This window comes from Bacteroides sp. (assembly GCF_028690125.1).
Lineage (GTDB): Bacteria > Bacteroidota > Bacteroidia > Bacteroidales > Bacteroidaceae > Bacteroides.
In genome coordinates, this window is record NZ_JAQVBV010000006.1 from 131,737 (window position 1) to 147,794 (window position 16,058).

At 37.9% G+C, this 16,058-nt stretch carries 9 protein-coding genes; 2 read left to right on the forward strand and 7 right to left on the reverse strand.

Annotated elements, in window-relative coordinates; genetic code table 11:
• Positions 1 to 12: 12 nt before the first annotated feature.
• The 6 genes from hepC to PHO71_RS05960 form a co-directional block, all read right to left on the reverse strand.
• On the reverse strand, positions 13 to 2,121 hold the full coding sequence (gene hepC, locus PHO71_RS05935) for a heparin-sulfate lyase HepC (RefSeq protein ID WP_300200321.1): 2,109 nt from the start codon (positions 2,119 to 2,121) through the stop codon (positions 13 to 15).
• An 828-nt stretch (positions 2,122 to 2,949) separates the two neighbouring features.
• A complete protein-coding gene (locus tag PHO71_RS05940) occupies positions 2,950 to 7,008 on the reverse strand; it encodes a two-component regulator propeller domain-containing protein (RefSeq protein ID WP_300200324.1) in 4,059 nt (1,352 codons plus the stop codon).
• A gap of 98 nt (positions 7,009 to 7,106) precedes the next feature.
• Positions 7,107 to 7,550 carry an ATP-binding protein gene (locus PHO71_RS05945; RefSeq protein ID WP_300200326.1) on the reverse strand — a complete coding sequence of 148 codons (444 nt, stop codon included), beginning with the start codon at positions 7,548 to 7,550 and terminating at the stop codon, positions 7,107 to 7,109.
• The gene (locus tag PHO71_RS05950) at positions 7,534 to 9,462 is read right to left on the reverse strand and encodes a SpoIIE family protein phosphatase (RefSeq protein ID WP_300200329.1); all 1,929 of its coding nucleotides are present in this window, start codon (positions 9,460 to 9,462) and stop codon (positions 7,534 to 7,536) included. The genes PHO71_RS05945 and PHO71_RS05950 overlap by 17 nt, the downstream gene beginning before the upstream one ends.
• 9 nt (positions 9,463 to 9,471) lie before the next feature.
• On the reverse strand, positions 9,472 to 10,425 hold the full coding sequence (locus PHO71_RS05955) for an ABC transporter substrate-binding protein (protein WP_300200331.1): 954 nt from the start codon (positions 10,423 to 10,425) through the stop codon (positions 9,472 to 9,474).
• A 14-nt stretch (positions 10,426 to 10,439) separates the two neighbouring features.
• The gene (locus PHO71_RS05960; protein ID WP_300200333.1) at positions 10,440 to 11,174 is read right to left on the reverse strand and encodes an anti-sigma factor antagonist; all 735 of its coding nucleotides are present in this window, start codon (positions 11,172 to 11,174) and stop codon (positions 10,440 to 10,442) included.
• Between the two features lie 227 nt (positions 11,175 to 11,401).
• Between PHO71_RS05960 and PHO71_RS05965 the strand changes: the two genes are divergently transcribed.
• Positions 11,402 to 12,544, forward strand: a complete 1,143-nt coding sequence (locus PHO71_RS05965) for a helix-turn-helix domain-containing protein (RefSeq protein ID WP_300200336.1) — start codon at positions 11,402 to 11,404, stop codon at positions 12,542 to 12,544.
• A gap of 181 nt (positions 12,545 to 12,725) precedes the next feature.
• Here PHO71_RS05965 and PHO71_RS05970 read toward each other — a convergent pair whose 3' ends face one another.
• Positions 12,726 to 14,096, reverse strand: a complete 1,371-nt coding sequence (locus PHO71_RS05970; protein ID WP_300200339.1) for a TrpB-like pyridoxal phosphate-dependent enzyme — start codon at positions 14,094 to 14,096, stop codon at positions 12,726 to 12,728.
• A 132-nt stretch (positions 14,097 to 14,228) separates the two neighbouring features.
• On the opposite strand from PHO71_RS05970, the gene PHO71_RS05975 reads away from it, so the two are divergent.
• Complete coding sequence (locus PHO71_RS05975; RefSeq protein WP_300200342.1) at positions 14,229 to 16,058, forward strand: TrkH family potassium uptake protein; 1,830 nt, start codon at positions 14,229 to 14,231, stop codon at positions 16,056 to 16,058.

A 16,058-nucleotide genomic window follows, 5' to 3' on the forward strand; every position in this document is an offset into this window, starting at 1 on the left:
TTTATAGTATTATTAATTGAGTTCATAAGATAAAGGGTAATCAATTCCATTGATTGTCACATTTACAGAAGCACCTTTATTGCTGTATCCCTGATCTGTAAACCGGGCATCAATGGTGGTGGTATCCGTACTTCCGTTTACCGGGAGTATAACTGTGATATAACGTGCAGTTTCGTCTGCTTTTTTATCCATATCAATGGTATAAGATGCACGTTCGTTATAGTTGCCATCCACCAAATAGGCTATGCGTCCTGTAAAAGGTGAGCAGGTGATGTCTTTATTGGCAAAAGTGCGTACTACAATGTTGTTTCCATCTGCAAAAGCTGTGTGTACTCCGTTGTTTGCTTTGTCCACAACCACTTCACTATTACTACCTTCGCACAGGTTGAAACTCAGATTTACTTTATTTTCAGCAGTACCTATTCCTTCGTCCACTAATACGATAAATTTTTTATTTACATAGAATACTGCACGGCGGTGCTTAAAGTTATCATAGCCTTGGTTCTCGAATACTACCATTTCTGTAGTTCCTTCTTTTGAAGCTAGCAGTTTTCCGGCAGCAGCTTTGATATTTGATTTGTTCAATGACAAGGTATTATGTTTGTCGATACCACGGAACCAGTAACGCAGGTCGTTATTGCCACCACTGGTATAGTAAGTACATACGCCGGAATCCGGGAAGAAGTTACGTCCGTTATGGTAAAGCTCAAATGTTCCGTTATCCGCTTGGTTATGGCTGTATGCACTGAGAGAATTGGAGATATCATTGCTGTTGTTATTGCTGAAAATCATAACAGTAGAAGTTGGGTCCCAGCCATTACGCAGTACATAAAATCCGGCTTGGTCGAATAACTTCATATCGTTATTGGGTGTACGCCCATGAGCTGCTCCACCGTTGCCGGCAGTCTGCATATACTTCAGTTCTTCGCTGTCCGGGAACATTTCTACATATTGCTTGAAGTTTGTGTTCTTGAGGACATTCCGCGTACGGCTCCATGAGTCGTTGAACATAGGTACTACGTTATCAGAACCTTTTTTGAAATAGTTGGGGTAAGTGAAGTACATCACTACTTCGGCTGCTTTGCGAAGTGGCTCTGTAAAGTTAGAAGGAAGTTTGCCGGTCAATTGATTGGCTTCAGCCAGCTTCATTGCTTCGTAGAAATTGGCTACAATACCTGTATGGTAATGAAGAGACAACTCTTTATGCCATCCGTCACTTAAGATCTGACTTTGTACTTGTTCGCCAAGTATTTTGTATCCAGTGTTCATCCATGTCTCTGCATTCTTGAATTCAGGCATTAATGTTCCGGCATACGCCAGTGCGTTAGCTTGTGAAATAAGTATATTACCATCATTATAAGGGTATTCTACCAGGAAATCTGCTTGTTCTGCAAATTTCACCAGGAAGGCAGTAAGCCATTCGGGGGTAAAATTGATGGAATTCTTAAAGTATTCGATCAGCTGAACTTGTTCGCTGACACGGGTTGCTACTTGCAATTGCCACCATGAAGTTGTATTTGTTCCGGTTTCCGGTTTTGGATTATTTTCTATCCAGTTTTTGTAGACTTCTATCCATGATGATATATATTTCTCATTTCCGCTGACACGATAAGCTTTTGCCTGAGGTATGAACCATTGGTGACGGTGAAGTTGTTTCTGGTATTCATCCGATGCACCTTCCGGGGAAAACGCCCAGTTGATTGTTCCGTCTTTCTTTACGGAATAAGGTTTTAATGTTGCGGCATCTTCATAGAAGTTGTTCACATGAAGACGGTAATTGTCCATTGCATAATCAGCCTTTTTCTGGTCTGCTTCTGTAATAGTCACATTAATAAGAGATAAACCGGGATTGGTAACATTGGTTCTTGTTCTATAATATTCTAATAAAGAGTTAGCTGCATAATAGTATTCACCCGCTTCATAGAATGCTTTTACTTTTTCTAATCCGGGGTAATTGAGATTAATCATGTCGAATACTTTTGTATTAACGACATCATTCGGTTTAGTGTCGGGAAGCAGATCCACATCTATATTCCCGCCGGTTAATAGTTCATCGTCATCATCTGCGCATCCGGAAAATGCGAACAGAGCACAAAAACAAATAAAGAAGATGCTCTTCATACTTTATTAGGATTTTAATTATTAAAAGTTTTGTTTCACTGTGGACAAATATAGATTATTAAAATAGAAACGGTAATTGAGCTTGTTCACACTTTATTTAAAAATGAGTTTTTTGCTATTAATTCTGTTGAATACTATATCGTTTTTGTCTAAAAGTGATGATTTACTCTCTATAACTCTGTTTTTATGTATCATAATGTAACTTTGTTGAAATGGTTTAGGTATGTTTCTGTATGATTGGAACCGTATGTAAAGTTGTGATTTATACCTGCTTTTTTCAGTTATATATCAAATTTGTACAAAAGGACCCGCTGGTCTGGATAAATAATAGAACGAATTATTTGCTTCTGCTAAATGAATGGTTTGCTATATGAGGTTCATTTATGAATCTCTTCTATAAGAAGTGAGGGATTACGGTAGACTAACTCGGTAGAGGGTATACAGTAATTGCTGTGCTGCTTCTGTCTGTCTTGGCAGCTGCTGTACAGTAACTTGCTAATTCTATCGGGCATACTTTTAATAGGTATATGTATTAATATTAATGTCTTTAGAGTGAATTTATAAATTTTGCTTAAAATATATAGGTACATCTAATTGTTTCCCAAAAACTTCTCTTTGTTATCAAAGAGGGTTTGGAATACAAAGATATCACATGGACAAAGGATAATGTTCTATGAATTGCACTCAATCAATTATTCAAGTTTCGGAGCTGCTGCACTTCGTATGGATTGGGGGTGAATAAAAAGTTAAATGAGTATCATAAAGACATATTATTAAGCTTTTCACTCATCTCCAAGCTATGCAAAACACTTCCGAAATTTGAACCAATTATCCTTTTGATTTCTTAATATATTCTGTGGGCAAACAGCCAAAATATTTTTTGAAGCTGGTCGCAAAATACGATGGAGTATTGAAACCTACCATTGTGCTGACTTCTGCCACTGTGTAACGTCCGTCTTTTAATAACCGGGCAGCTTCACCAAACCGTATTTTCCGGATAAAATCAATTGTAGATTCACCTGTAATCGCTTTCAACTTTAAATGAAGATTAGAACGGCTCATATTCATTTCTCTGGCAAATTCGTCAGTAGAGAACTCAATGTTATCCATGTTCTTTTCTACAATAGTAACGGCACGTTTCAGTAAAGCCTCATCCATCGCATTGAATGTGATTTTCTCCGGTTCTACTTCTAACGACTTAGAGTATCGTTCGAGCATACGTCTGCGGGTACGCATCATGTTCTGTATCTTCGTTGTCAAAATGGCGAGTGAAAATGGTTTCGGAATGTAATCATCGGCACCTACTTGCAACCCTTCCATCTGATCTTTGATGTCACTCTTAGCTGACAGGATGATGACTGGTATATGGCAAGTACGAATATTCTGTTTCACATTCTTGCATAACTTAATACCATCCATTACAGGCATCATGACATCAGTGACAATGGTATCTACTTCATTATCTCTCAAGATTTCTAATGCTTCTTCACCATTTGAAGCTTCCAGTGTATTGAATAGCCCTACCAAACCGTTACTGAGGTAACGTCGGATTTCGGTATTATCTTCGACAATTAATATCGTCCCTCGTTTTTTGTCTCCGGATTCAATGGACTCACTTTCTACTTTCTCCGTGTCGATGAAGTACATCGTTTTGGAATTGGTAGAATATGATTGCTCTTCTTCCTCTTCTTCATTAGAAGATGCAAGCTCTGATGATTTATAAACAGATATATTCTGTGGCAGATAAACAGAGAAAGTACTACCTTTGCCTTCTTCACTCTCTAACTCGACATGGCCGTGATGTAAATCAACTAATCTTTGTATCAATGAAAGTCCGATTCCACTTCCTACGTGTTCGCTTTCTATCTGATAGAAACGTTCGAATACTTTCCCTTGTTTATTGAAAGGTATTCCAATGCCCGTGTCACTAACCTGCAAGATTAAGTTATTGTTTTCTTCTTTTAAAGTAACAGTGATGCTCTGTCCGCCTTTGGTATATTTGAAAGCGTTCGAGAGTAGGTTATTAACTATCAGTTCCAGATAATTAGGGTCAAAAAGAACCTTTTTATCCTCTAGTTCGGAATGAAGGGTATATGTGATTTTTTTGTGGCGTGCCAGTTTATCATAGAACAAGAAGTTGTCCTGTATCAATTGCTCGGCATTTCCCTTCTTCACTTTCAGTTCAAAAACTCCTAATTCCGCCCGTCGGTAATCCATCAACTGATTGACAAGATGCAACAAGCGATTGGCGTTTCGTTGGATATATTCCAATTGATTACGAGTCCAGCGGTCACTTATCTTATTAATGATATCTTGTAAGGGAGCTAGAATAAGAGTTAGCGGGGTACGAAGCTCATGAGAGATGTTGATGAAGAAGCGCATCTTCATTTGGTTAATCTCTTCCTGATGTTCTTTGTCCCTACGCTCTATTTCTAATTCAGCTGCCATACTTTTACGCATCCAGAAGAAACGGAACACGAAAGTGATAAACCCGATGAAAGTAGCTACAAATAGGAGGAATGCCCACCACGTTTTGTACCATACAGGTAAAACAATAATTTCGAGCATGGTAGGAATAGGATTCCATCTGCCGTCGCTATTGGCTGCTTTTACAAGGAAATTGTAAGTCCCTTGTGGCAGGTTGGAGTAAGAAACATCTCGCTTGTCAGTTAAGTAATACCATTCTTCATCGTAACCTTCCAGCTTATAGGCAAATGTGTTGTGTTTCCCTGAAATATAATCGGATACGACAAACTCCATGGAGAATGCTGTTTGCCAGGATTTCAGTGTGATACTCTCCGTTTCACTGATGTTTTTCGTCAGAATGCCGGTTTCGTCATCCGGACGTACTGTTTTGTTGAACAATTCCAATTTGGTAATTACTACCGGAGGAGTGTATGGATTGTCCAACAGCAATTCCGGACGGAAGGTAGTAATACCGTTGATACCTCCAAAATACATTTGTCCTGCTGCGGTGCGACAATACGAAGACGTAAACTGGTTACTCTGCAAGCCGTCTGATTCGGTGAAGTTACGGAATTTTTCTATTTCAGGATTAAAACAAGTAATCCCCCGGTTAGTGCTTAACCAGAGACGCCTGAAAGAATCTTCCAGAATGCCATATACTACATTGTTCGGTAAACCGTTGGCTGTTGTATATCGTTTAATTTGCTTTTCTTTTTCGTTGAAACAATAGATTCCTTCTCTGGTTCCAATCCAGAATACGCCATTAGCTGCCTCATAGATACAATTAGTAAAGGTTTGTGTAACAGGAGAATCAGAAAAAGTATCAACTCTTAGCAATTCATCTTTATCTTGTTTGTAGACAGCTATACCTTCTTCTCCACCTATCCATAATCTTTTTTTAGAATCCCGGAAAAGTGTTGTGATGCGTTTAGTAGTAAATGGTCTGCCATCTTTTTCTCTTTCAATTGTTGTGAAAGTATGCGTTTTAGGATTGAAACGAACTAATGCGCTTAGTGTACCTAACCACAAATTACCTTCTCCGTCCGGAAGTATGGCATATACATTTTCATCAATGAGCTGACTATTTTTTTGATTGAAATATTCCATCTTCCCACTGTTACGGTGGAGTACATTCAAACCTCCGGCGTGGGTTCCGATATAAACGAGAGAGTTCTTTTCATCCACATACACTGCTTTGATGTTATTGGAACCCATTTCCTGTTCGCGTTCATCTTCTTGCAAAGTGTAGTAAGTGAATTGACGGGTATTCGGATTATAAAGGTTTAATCCACTATCGTTTGTTCCTATCCATAAATTTTTATTCTTGTCCTCTACAATACAACTGATGACATTGTCATTTAAAGAATTTCTGTAAGGGATACGGCGAATATTAGTAAAACGGTTCCGAATGGGGTGATAATAATTTAATCCTCCGAAATAAGTACCCAGCCACATTCCACCTTGAGAGTCCATAAAAAGACTTCGAACGGAACGTTGAGAAAGACTGCCGCTCTCCACAGGATCACTGCTATAAGATACAAAAGAATCTGTACCTTCATGATAGATGTTCAAATCATTAAAGGTTCCGATCCAAAGCCGGTTCTGCGAATCTATTGCAAGCGAACGGATATAGTTGGAACTGATGCTTTTGGGATTACCGGGAGAATGGAGATAGTTCTTTACATCTTTTGTTTTTGGATTAACCAGAAAAAGTCCGGAACCTTCCGTAGCAATCCAGATACGAGTGGGAGATTGTTGCAGAATGGCTTGGATCTGTTTATTATCCAGTATCGGTGTTATTTTCTCCAGCGTACTTTCCGGTATAGAATAGCTGTAAAGACCTTCTGATATAGTACCGATATAGATTTGGTCACCTCGTTTACAAAGAGCGGATGCAACCAGTTTGTGCATAGATCCACTTAGAAAATCGTCCGTGAACTTGGATTCTTTTACATTGAATATTATTAATCCTTCAGCAGTGCTGATAAGTAGTTTATCCGGAGTTATTTCTGCAATCCCATTGACTTGCTGCTTTTTTCCGTTTTTCTCATAAGAAAAGTTTCTGAACCGGTCTTTTTCCTTATCGTAGTAAGACAAACCATCTCTAGTGCCAATCCAAACACGTCCACGACTATCTGTTTTTACAATCCGGGAAATATCGTTGGCTATGCTATTGGGGTCTGATTCATCGTGCTGATAAACAGTGAAAGCGTAACCATCATATTTATTCAATCCGTCATAAGTCGCAAACCACATATTTCCCTGTTTGTCCTGATCGATAGAAAATACAGTGCTTTGTGACAAACCTTCGTTAATAGTAATATATGAAAAAGTGATCTGTTCCTGTGTTTCGGCAAGAACAGGAACAACTCCTAGACATATGAAAAAAAGATAGATCGCAATTTTTCTTAGGTTACTCATTATCAGGGTTTAGATTAATAATGGGACCAAAGATAATCATATCTTTATGAATAAAATGTGAATTAAATATTAAAAACTGTTGCTACTTATTCCGCTTGTTAAATATCTTTTTTCATTATTAGATGATTCTCTCCGTCCAGTCGCTGATAGGAGACCTCATTCATGATACTGCGAATAAGGAATATTCCTAAACCGCCAATAGGACGCTCTTCAATAGAAAGTGATAAATCTACTTCTTCTACTTGTGTGGGATCAAAAGATAACCCATTGTCTGTGAGCAAGAATATTAGTTGATTTTCGGTAATGGTAACTTTTAATATGATGTCATGTTGCTCTTGGGGAGGATATGCGTACATGATAATGTTAGCAATGGCTTCTTCTAACGCCAAATTGATGTTCATAGTAGTCTCGACAGATAAAGAGAGTTCTTCTCCCAGCTCTTCTATAAAAATTGCTAATCCGGCGATCTCGCTTAATTGGTTGGAGATTCTAATTTCTTTTTCCATGGTTAATATTGTTGTTTTATTAGAATTCAGGTTCATAATGTATAAGTAAGATTGTTAAATCGTCGCTAGTCTCGGCCTCCTGTACGTGTTGTGCAACGGAACTTACTATAGTGTCTACTGTCATTCGTACATCTAATGTTGTATTCTCAGATAGTGTTTTTAATAACGTTTCATCGCTATACAACTCTTTTGCAATGTTTTCTGCTTCTGTTACTCCATCAGTATATAGGAATAGCTTGCTTCCTTTTTCCAAAATAACTTCTTCATCAGTATATACAAAGTCTTCGATAATCCCAGCAAAAATATGGGTCTTGAATCTTAAGAATGATGCTTGGCCTTCGGAAGTGATTAATATCGGTGGATTGTGTCCAGCGTTACAAAGTTTCATTACTCCGGTTTTCAAATCAAGTATCCCTACTATAAGGGTTACAAACATATTAGATTCATTGTTATCTGAAATTGAATTATTCATTTCCGTAACAATCTTTGCAGGTGATTGCTCTTTTTGGGAAAGTGTACGGAATAGACTACGGGTGATAGCCATGAATAATGAAGCCGGTACACCTTTACCGGAAACGTCTCCAATAAGGAAATAAAGGCGGTTGTCATCAATATAGAAATCATAAAGGTCTCCACCAACTTCTTTGGCAGGGTGTAGTACAGCATGCAAGTCTACGTCTTTACGGTCGGGATAAGGAGGAAATATTTTAGGTATCATCCCCATTTGTATTTCCCTTGCGATAGAGAGTTCACTTTCAATACGCTCTTTGCTCGCAGTTGTTTCGCGCAACTCACTGACATAGGTTGATAAAGAGTGTTGCATATAAATCAAAGAGTCATGTAAATCTTTGATTTCGTCATTTGAATGTACATCAGGAAGTTGGACATCAAAACGTCCTGTGGCTATTGCACGTGCTGATTCTGAGAATTTTTCCAACGGACGTACCAGTTTCCTGATGACACTATATACCAGCAAAAATAGTGCTAGTATACCTGCCAGAAATATATAAATAAGAGAACGGGAAGTTACATCCAGTTCATGAAGGATTATTCGAGCGGGACATACTGTACATACCGACCATCCGGTGTTAGATATATTGGTATAGAAAGCGAACAAATCTGTATTTTTATAGGTGTATTGTGTAGTTCCGGTGTGTCCTGCAAGCATCTCATGCCCAATCTGCTCTTTGGGAATATTTTCTTCTTCAAAAGCTTCAGAAAAAATGGTTTCATACATAATTTTGTTACGGTCGGGATGAGTCAGAAAACTGCCATTACGACTTAGCAAATAGGTATAACTGGATTCATAAGGACGAAGCTGGCTAATGGTATCGGTAAATAAGGAAAGAGATATATTAGCAGTGAAGATAGCATATATTTCTCCATTTTTGTCATAAAGAGGTTTTGAAAAAGTACTCATAATGATGTTACCACCTCCTTCATCATAATAAGGTTCGCTCCAATAGTCTTGCTTCAACAACTTAGGAATGAGATACCAATCCATGCATGGATAATCGTAATTCTGGCTACCTAACACCTGATAAGCAATTTCTCCGTCTTTCCCATTCCGGAAAGAAGCATAAGGCATAAAATATTTTCCTTTCTCTTTATAGTAATCAGGGACAAAAGCAATGCCACTACCTACAATAAGAGGATTATTCTTAACTACAGATGAGATAATCTGACGAAGCGAATCCGGATGATCCAGATTGTTCTCCACCATCCATATAGATTGGTTTACGGTTGTTTCTACCGACATTACTTGGCTACTAATTTGGGTAGCGATATTACTCAGCAGTCCATGTGTATATTTAATAGCATAGTTGGTAACTTTCTCCCGACTGAGGTTATAGAACAATACCATGATTGTAATAAACACAAACAATGTAAAAGAAAGTATATAGATACTTAACTTGGTAGCAAAAGAGTGAGGACGTACGTGTTTCATCTGGATGTCTTATTTTACAAAGTTATCATAGCTTAGATGAGGCATTTTTTGTATATCTGAAGGAAATAATATTTTAATAGCTTGCTCAAACTTTTCACGACTCAGATGATAAGTTCTCTTACTGCTTTCTCTTTCAACTTGCAGACGTAATATTTCTTCCAACATCTTACGTTGATGATAACGGTTGGTTCCAATATTGTGTTTGCTGATCTGGTCCATAACGATATCCAATGCTTTTTCAGGATGTTCATTTGCCCACTTCCAACCACGCATACTGGCATGAGCCAGTTTCTTAACGGTTTCCGGATGTTCCTTATAGAATTTTTCAGAGACGTAAAGCCCATCTTCCGGTAAATTGTATCCATAATCAGCAAATCGCAAAATGTGTGTAGAGTCTACTTCCATACCACATTCTTTTAGCTGTGGAAATTCATTATAACTTCCTACAAGGCAAATATCTGCCGCTTTGGAAAAAAATAGGTTGATTCCGCTGTTGAAGCGAATCCACTCTACTTGCAGATTATAATTTTCAGCAATCTGGTCGAGTAATTCCTCGCTCAAATGGTTCCATACAGCTATTTTTTTGTGCTGTAATGAGGAAATGCCTTTGAATGGAGTATGTCCCACTAACATTAAACTATTCTCTTGTGAAGTCTGTAGTATATTTACAATCTTGGCTCCTTTAGCCCATTCCATGAGGGCATATGATAAATTCATCACGGCAACTTGCGCTCGTCCTTGCTCTAAGTAAGAATACGAACTCTCGGAGAGGGAGGGATGTTGTACATGCACATCAAGTCCTTCCTCTTTATAAAAGCCCATTTTCTCGGCTACATAATATCCTGTAAACTGTGCCTGTGCAGTCCACTTAGGGGTCAGGATAATAGGCTGCGCTTTGGCTGTAGTTACTGATAAAAGACTAATTATCAGAAATAAAAAACACACTTTTAGTTGCTTTGCCATGAATGAAATCGGATTTAGCGGATTGTAAAAAGAGTAGAGCAACCGGTCATTTCAAATATTTTTAGAATTTCCGGTCTTATGGCTTCTATGACAAGACTTCCGCGGTGTTGCAGAACGCTCTTTTGTAGTACAATTAGACTACGCAGACCGGAACTGCTGATATAAGATAATCCTTCACAATTTAAGATAATGTCTGGATTAGAATCATTTAAAAGAGGTTGGATCACGCTATTAAACTCGTTAGTATTAGCGGTGTCCAACCTACCCTCTACGGCGAGGACTGTTACCCCTTCTATTTTGCAGAGGTTTGTTTTGAGTGTGGCTTCTTGTTTGAAATTGTTATCAATTTGTTTGATAAGGGTTAGTTGATTGCTTGTTCCGTTTGTATGATATTCAATTTTGTCCATTGTTCGGCGAATTAAGAAAAGTCCCAATCCTTCCGTTAGACGTTGTTCCAAAGATATTGTATTATCAGGTGATTCTTTAGCTGTAGGGTCGAAAGAAAGTCCTTCATCAATAATATAGAAAGTTAGCGTTCTGGGAGCGATATTTACTTTGAGGATAATATCACTACTTATACCTTTTGGGTATCCATGTTGGATAATATTGGTAACGGCTTCTTCGATAGCAAGATTTATACTCATTGTAATTTCCGAAGGTAACTTCAAAGACATCCCCATTTCTTCGATGAATTGGGTGATTCTTGTAATTTCATCTAGATTATTATCGATGATAATTTCTTTCTCCATATTTTTTAAATAACGTGTCATACATGTCTTGATCTTATTTAAGGGATAAGATCATGCAAATATATTCGTTGTACCCAGAATGACGAAATAAGTAGTGGGAAAATGCTTCCCATTTTGCTGATTTTCCCTAAAGTGGGACGTGTTTTTGCCGGTGAATAATGATTCTTTGTTTTTGTATTTGCCGAAAAGGTTTACTTTTGCATACCGATGACAAAACAAAAAATGAGATGGTTAATGTAATTGTATTATGTGTTGAATTATTGCTTGATGCAGCCGGAGTAGTTGCCGGGATTATTGTACTTAAACGTTCTGCAGATAATAGTCTTCAAAGAGCATGGGGAGTTTTGGCACTTTGTTTGGCAATGCTTCTTTTATGTGATAACCTTGAATGGATGTGGCTTTTTAGTCGGGGAATAGAAGTGATGATTCCTCGTTTTACAGAAGTTCCGATGAATCATCTCTCAATATGGCACATTGTTCGCGTGATTGTCTTTTTCCAGTTCTTCTCAATTTTTCCTCATATGTCTTTAAAGCCGGGATGGATGACTTGGAGTCGTGCCACTAATTATGCGATTCCTATTTTATTGATTATTTGTGTGGCTTGTTGTTATCATTTTTTTAATGGATATTATACAGAACTCAAATCTTTTAAAGATATTGTCAGAAATGTGCATAAACAAGATGTAATTGTCAGGCTGTCTTTGTTTGTTTTTAGTGTGATTACTCCTACCATTAATTTTCTTTTCCCTTATTTAAAAAAGTGGACTCCTGTCCGGCGTAAGCAAAGTAAAGCAATGATGATATATATGATTTGCTTTGGAGTAATAATGTCAGGCTATATTTGGTTGATGTTGGGTACTTCTGGGATATGCTTCAATCTGTTTGGCTATTTTGTAATTCTTCCCGTTATCTATCTGGACATAATGTATATTCGTAATGAGAATCCGCTCTCTCTGCCACCTGCGCCTGTCGAGGAATTGAAATCTGAAGAGATAGCAGCTATTCAGGAAATAGAAGTATCTCCTATTGTACTTGATTTGTGCAATAAGTTGCAACAATTTATGAAAGAGAATAAATCATTTACAGATTCTCAATATTCATTACAAAATCTATTGGATGATATAGGAACCAATGAAAATCGACTTGATAAAGCATTTCATTATGACGGTTTTTCAGGATTCAGGGATTTTATAAACTTTCATCGTTTACAGTTTTTTAAAGAACAAGCTACTTTAAACAAAGAGCTGACGGTGAAAGAGCTAATGTTTATGAGTGGTTTTACTTCACGTTCCAGTTTTTATCGGTATTTTGCAAGTATAGAGAAAATGTCTCCCAGTGAATATCTGGATAAGATAAAAGAGAATAGCTAGAATGTGTGTTAAAAGTACATTGATATTTACATAATAATTTGACTTAGAAGCTACTTTAAAAGCTTTGAATATGAAATCGCCCTCACTATGATATTATAGCGAGGGCGATTGTTTACTTTAGAAATTTTTAGGTTTCCTTACAGAAGATACTAAGTAAGCTTTGGTACCTTTATTTTCTTCTTTATTTGACTAAATCACCTATTTCATCAAGATTCTGTTGTATATCTTCGTCTGTAAGTGTATAGTTTACCAGATCACCGGCTAGATATTTATCATATGACGCCATATCAATCAATCCGTGACCGGACAGGTTGAACAGGATCACTTTTTCCTCTCCTTTTTCTTTGCAAGCATTCGCTTCACGAATAGCAGCGGCAATTGCATGACAAGATTCAGGAGCAGGGATAATACCTTCCATCTGTGCAAAGAGGCAACCTGCTTCGAATGATTCCAATTGTTGAATATCAACAGCTTCCATTAATTTGTCTTTTAATAACTGAGAAACAATGACACCTGCTCCATGATAACGAAGACCACCTGCATGAATATGTGCCGGAGCAAAATTATGTCCTAAAGTAAACATCGGAAGCAGCGGAGTATATCCGGCTTCATCACCGAAATCATATTGGAATTTACCTCTGGTCAGTTTAGGACAAGATGCAGGCTCGGCAGCTACAAAACGGGTTTTCTTTCCTTCCAAGATATTGTGACGCATGAAAGGGAAAGAAATTCCTCCGAAGTTGGAACCACCTCCGAAACATCCAATCACTACATCCGGATATTCACCAGCCATTTCCATTTGCTTTTCAGCTTCCAAGCCAATAATTGTTTGATGCAGTGTGACATGGCTAAGCACGGATCCAAGCGTATATTTACAGTTCGGAGTTTGTTGAGCCAATTCGATTGCTTCTGAAATAGCAGTGCCTAATGATCCCTGGTAGTTAGGGTGAGCAGTGAGAATATTTTTTCCGGCACGTGTAGACATAGATGGGGAAGGAGTAACTTGTGCCCCGAATGTCTGCATGATACTACGGCGATAAGGTTTCTGTTCATAGCTGATTTTAACCTGGTATACAGCAGCTTCCAAACCGAACACTTTAGCAGCATATGAAAGGGCTGCTCCCCATTGTCCGGCACCTGTCTCTGTGGTAATATTGGTTACACCTTCTTTTTTACAATAGTAAGCTTGTGCTAATGCAGAATTCAATTTATGAGAACCAATCGGACTAACGCTCTCATTTTTGAAATAAATATGTGCCGGAGTTCCAAGTGCTTTTTCCAGACCATAAGCACGTACAAGTGGAGTACTACGATAATATTTATACATTTCACGTACTTCTTCTGGTATTTCAATCCATGCATCAGTCTGGTTCAGTTCCTGATGACACAATTCCTCTGCGAAGATAGGATACATATCTTCAGCTTTTAACGGTTGTTTAGTTGCAGGGTGCAACGGCGGCATAGGTTTGTTTACCATATCAGCCTGTATGTTATACCAATAATGTGGAATTTCCTCTTCCGGCAGGATGTACCTCTTCTTTTTATCACTCATAATATTGTGTTTTTTTAGTTTTCCGTTGCCAAATGTAGATAAAATTTTTAAGATGTAGATATTTATGTCAACAAAGAATCGGTTTTGTTTGTTATTTTAGTTAAGTTTGCGCGACATAGAAAATAAATTGATATGAAGATTTATCATAAGTTCTTGTTATATCAGAATAAACTGCTAAAGCCTTACATTCGCTTTCTACTTGGATTAATAGAAGCTTTAACTTATTTGGCATCACTATTGTTGATTGTCGGCATTGTTTATGAACATGGTTTTCCTCTTTCTATCGAAGAAGTAGGGCAAATTCAGGTTCTCTATAAAACTGTATGGATTATATTTCTGGTAGATGTAACTTTACACATTTTATTAGAGTATAGGGATACGCGGAAGAGGTACCGAAGGCTGGCATGGATATTGAGTTGGCTGTTATATCTGACTTTGATTCCGGTTATCTTTCATCGTCCGGAAGAGGAAGGGGTGATATTACAATTCTGGAAATTCTTGGATGGGAAATTTTATCATCTGGTTTTATTACTGATTCTTTCTTTTTTAAATCTGTCAAACGGCTTAGTTCGCTTGCTGGGACGACGTACAAATCCTTCTTTGATTCTGGCAGTGAGCTTTTTGGTTATTATTTTAGTTGGAACAGGATTATTAATGCTACCTCGTTGCACGGTGAATGGTATTACTTGGGTTGATTCTTTATTCACCGCTACCAGTGCTGTGTGTGTGACGGGGCTTGTTCCGGTAGACGTATCGTCTACATTTACATCTGCCGGACTTGTGGTTATTATCCTGCTTATTCAGGTGGGAGGATTGGGGGTGATGACATTGACCAGTTTCTTTGCCATGTTCTTTATGGGGAATACTTCTTTGTATAATCAGTTGGTAGTACGCGACATGGTTAATTCGAATTCGATAGGTTCTTTGTTGTCTACCTTATTATATATCTTAGGATTTACGTTGGTCATTGAAGGAATAGGTATGGTATCTATCTGGTTTAGTATCCATGGCACTTTAGGAATGGATTTTCAGGAAGAACTAGCCTTTTCTGCTTTTCATTCTATTTCAGCTTTTTGTAATGCCGGCTTTTCTACCTTACCGGGTAATCTGGGAAATCCGATGTTGATGACGAATCATAATTGGCTATATATTTCCATTTCATTATTGATTATTTTGGGTGGAATTGGTTTTCCAATTCTTGTGAATTTTAAAGATATCATTATCTATCATTTAGGTCGTTTCTGGTATTTTTTGAAAACCCGTAAGTTGGCGAGACATAAGATACACCATCTTTATAATCTAAATACTAAGATTGTTTTGATTATGACTTTCCTGTTGCTTTTCTTGGGTACACTGGCTATTGCATTCTTTGAATGGAACGGCTCTTTTGCAGGAATGTCTGTTACAGATAAATGGACACAATCGTTTTTCAATGCTGCTTGTCCCCGAACGGCAGGATTTACCAGCGTCGATTTGGCTTCGTTGAGTGTGCAATCTTTATTGGTCTATTTAGGACTGATGTGGGTTGGTGGTGGAGCTCAGTCTACTGCCGGTGGTGTGAAGGTGAACGCTTTTGCAGTGGTTATTTTAAATTTGCTTGCTGTTATAAAAGGGTCGGAACGGGTAGAGGTTTTTGGTCGGGAACTTTCATTTGATTCTATCCGCCGTTCCAATGCGACAGTGGTAATGTCGTTAGGTACCTTGTTTCTCTTTATATTTATTTTAAGTATACTTGAGCCGGAAGTTTCAGTGATGGCATTGACTTTTGAATGTGTATCTGCTCTTAGTACCGTTGGGTCTAGTTTGAATCTGACTCCTGATTTGCGTGATGAAAGTAAGTTATTGGTCGCTTTGTTGATGTTTATTGGACGGGTGGGACTAATAACATTAATGTTGGGAATTGTCAAACAGAAAAAGAATACAAAATATCGTTATCCAAGTGATAACATCATAATAAACTAA

What these genes read in the sequence shown, in the direction of transcription:
- PHO71_RS05975 (WP_300200342.1), top strand. Translation starts at nt 14,229, where the DNA reads ATGAAGATTTATCATAAGTTCTTGTTATATCAGAATAAACTGCTAAAG.
- PHO71_RS05970 (WP_300200339.1), bottom strand. Translation starts at nt 14,096, where the DNA reads ATGAGTGATAAAAAGAAGAGGTACATCCTGCCGGAAGAGGAAATTCCA.
- PHO71_RS05955 (WP_300200331.1), bottom strand. Translation starts at nt 10,425, where the DNA reads ATGGCAAAGCAACTAAAAGTGTGTTTTTTATTTCTGATAATTAGTCTT.
- PHO71_RS05940 (WP_300200324.1), bottom strand. Translation starts at nt 7,008, where the DNA reads ATGAGTAACCTAAGAAAAATTGCGATCTATCTTTTTTTCATATGTCTA.
- PHO71_RS05965 (WP_300200336.1), top strand. Translation starts at nt 11,402, where the DNA reads ATGGTTAATGTAATTGTATTATGTGTTGAATTATTGCTTGATGCAGCC.
- PHO71_RS05950 (WP_300200329.1), bottom strand. Translation starts at nt 9,462, where the DNA reads ATGAAACACGTACGTCCTCACTCTTTTGCTACCAAGTTAAGTATCTAT.
- PHO71_RS05960 (WP_300200333.1), bottom strand. Translation starts at nt 11,174, where the DNA reads ATGGAGAAAGAAATTATCATCGATAATAATCTAGATGAAATTACAAGA.
- hepC (WP_300200321.1), bottom strand. Translation starts at nt 2,121, where the DNA reads ATGAAGAGCATCTTCTTTATTTGTTTTTGTGCTCTGTTCGCATTTTCC.
- PHO71_RS05945 (WP_300200326.1), bottom strand. Translation starts at nt 7,550, where the DNA reads ATGAACCTGAATTCTAATAAAACAACAATATTAACCATGGAAAAAGAA.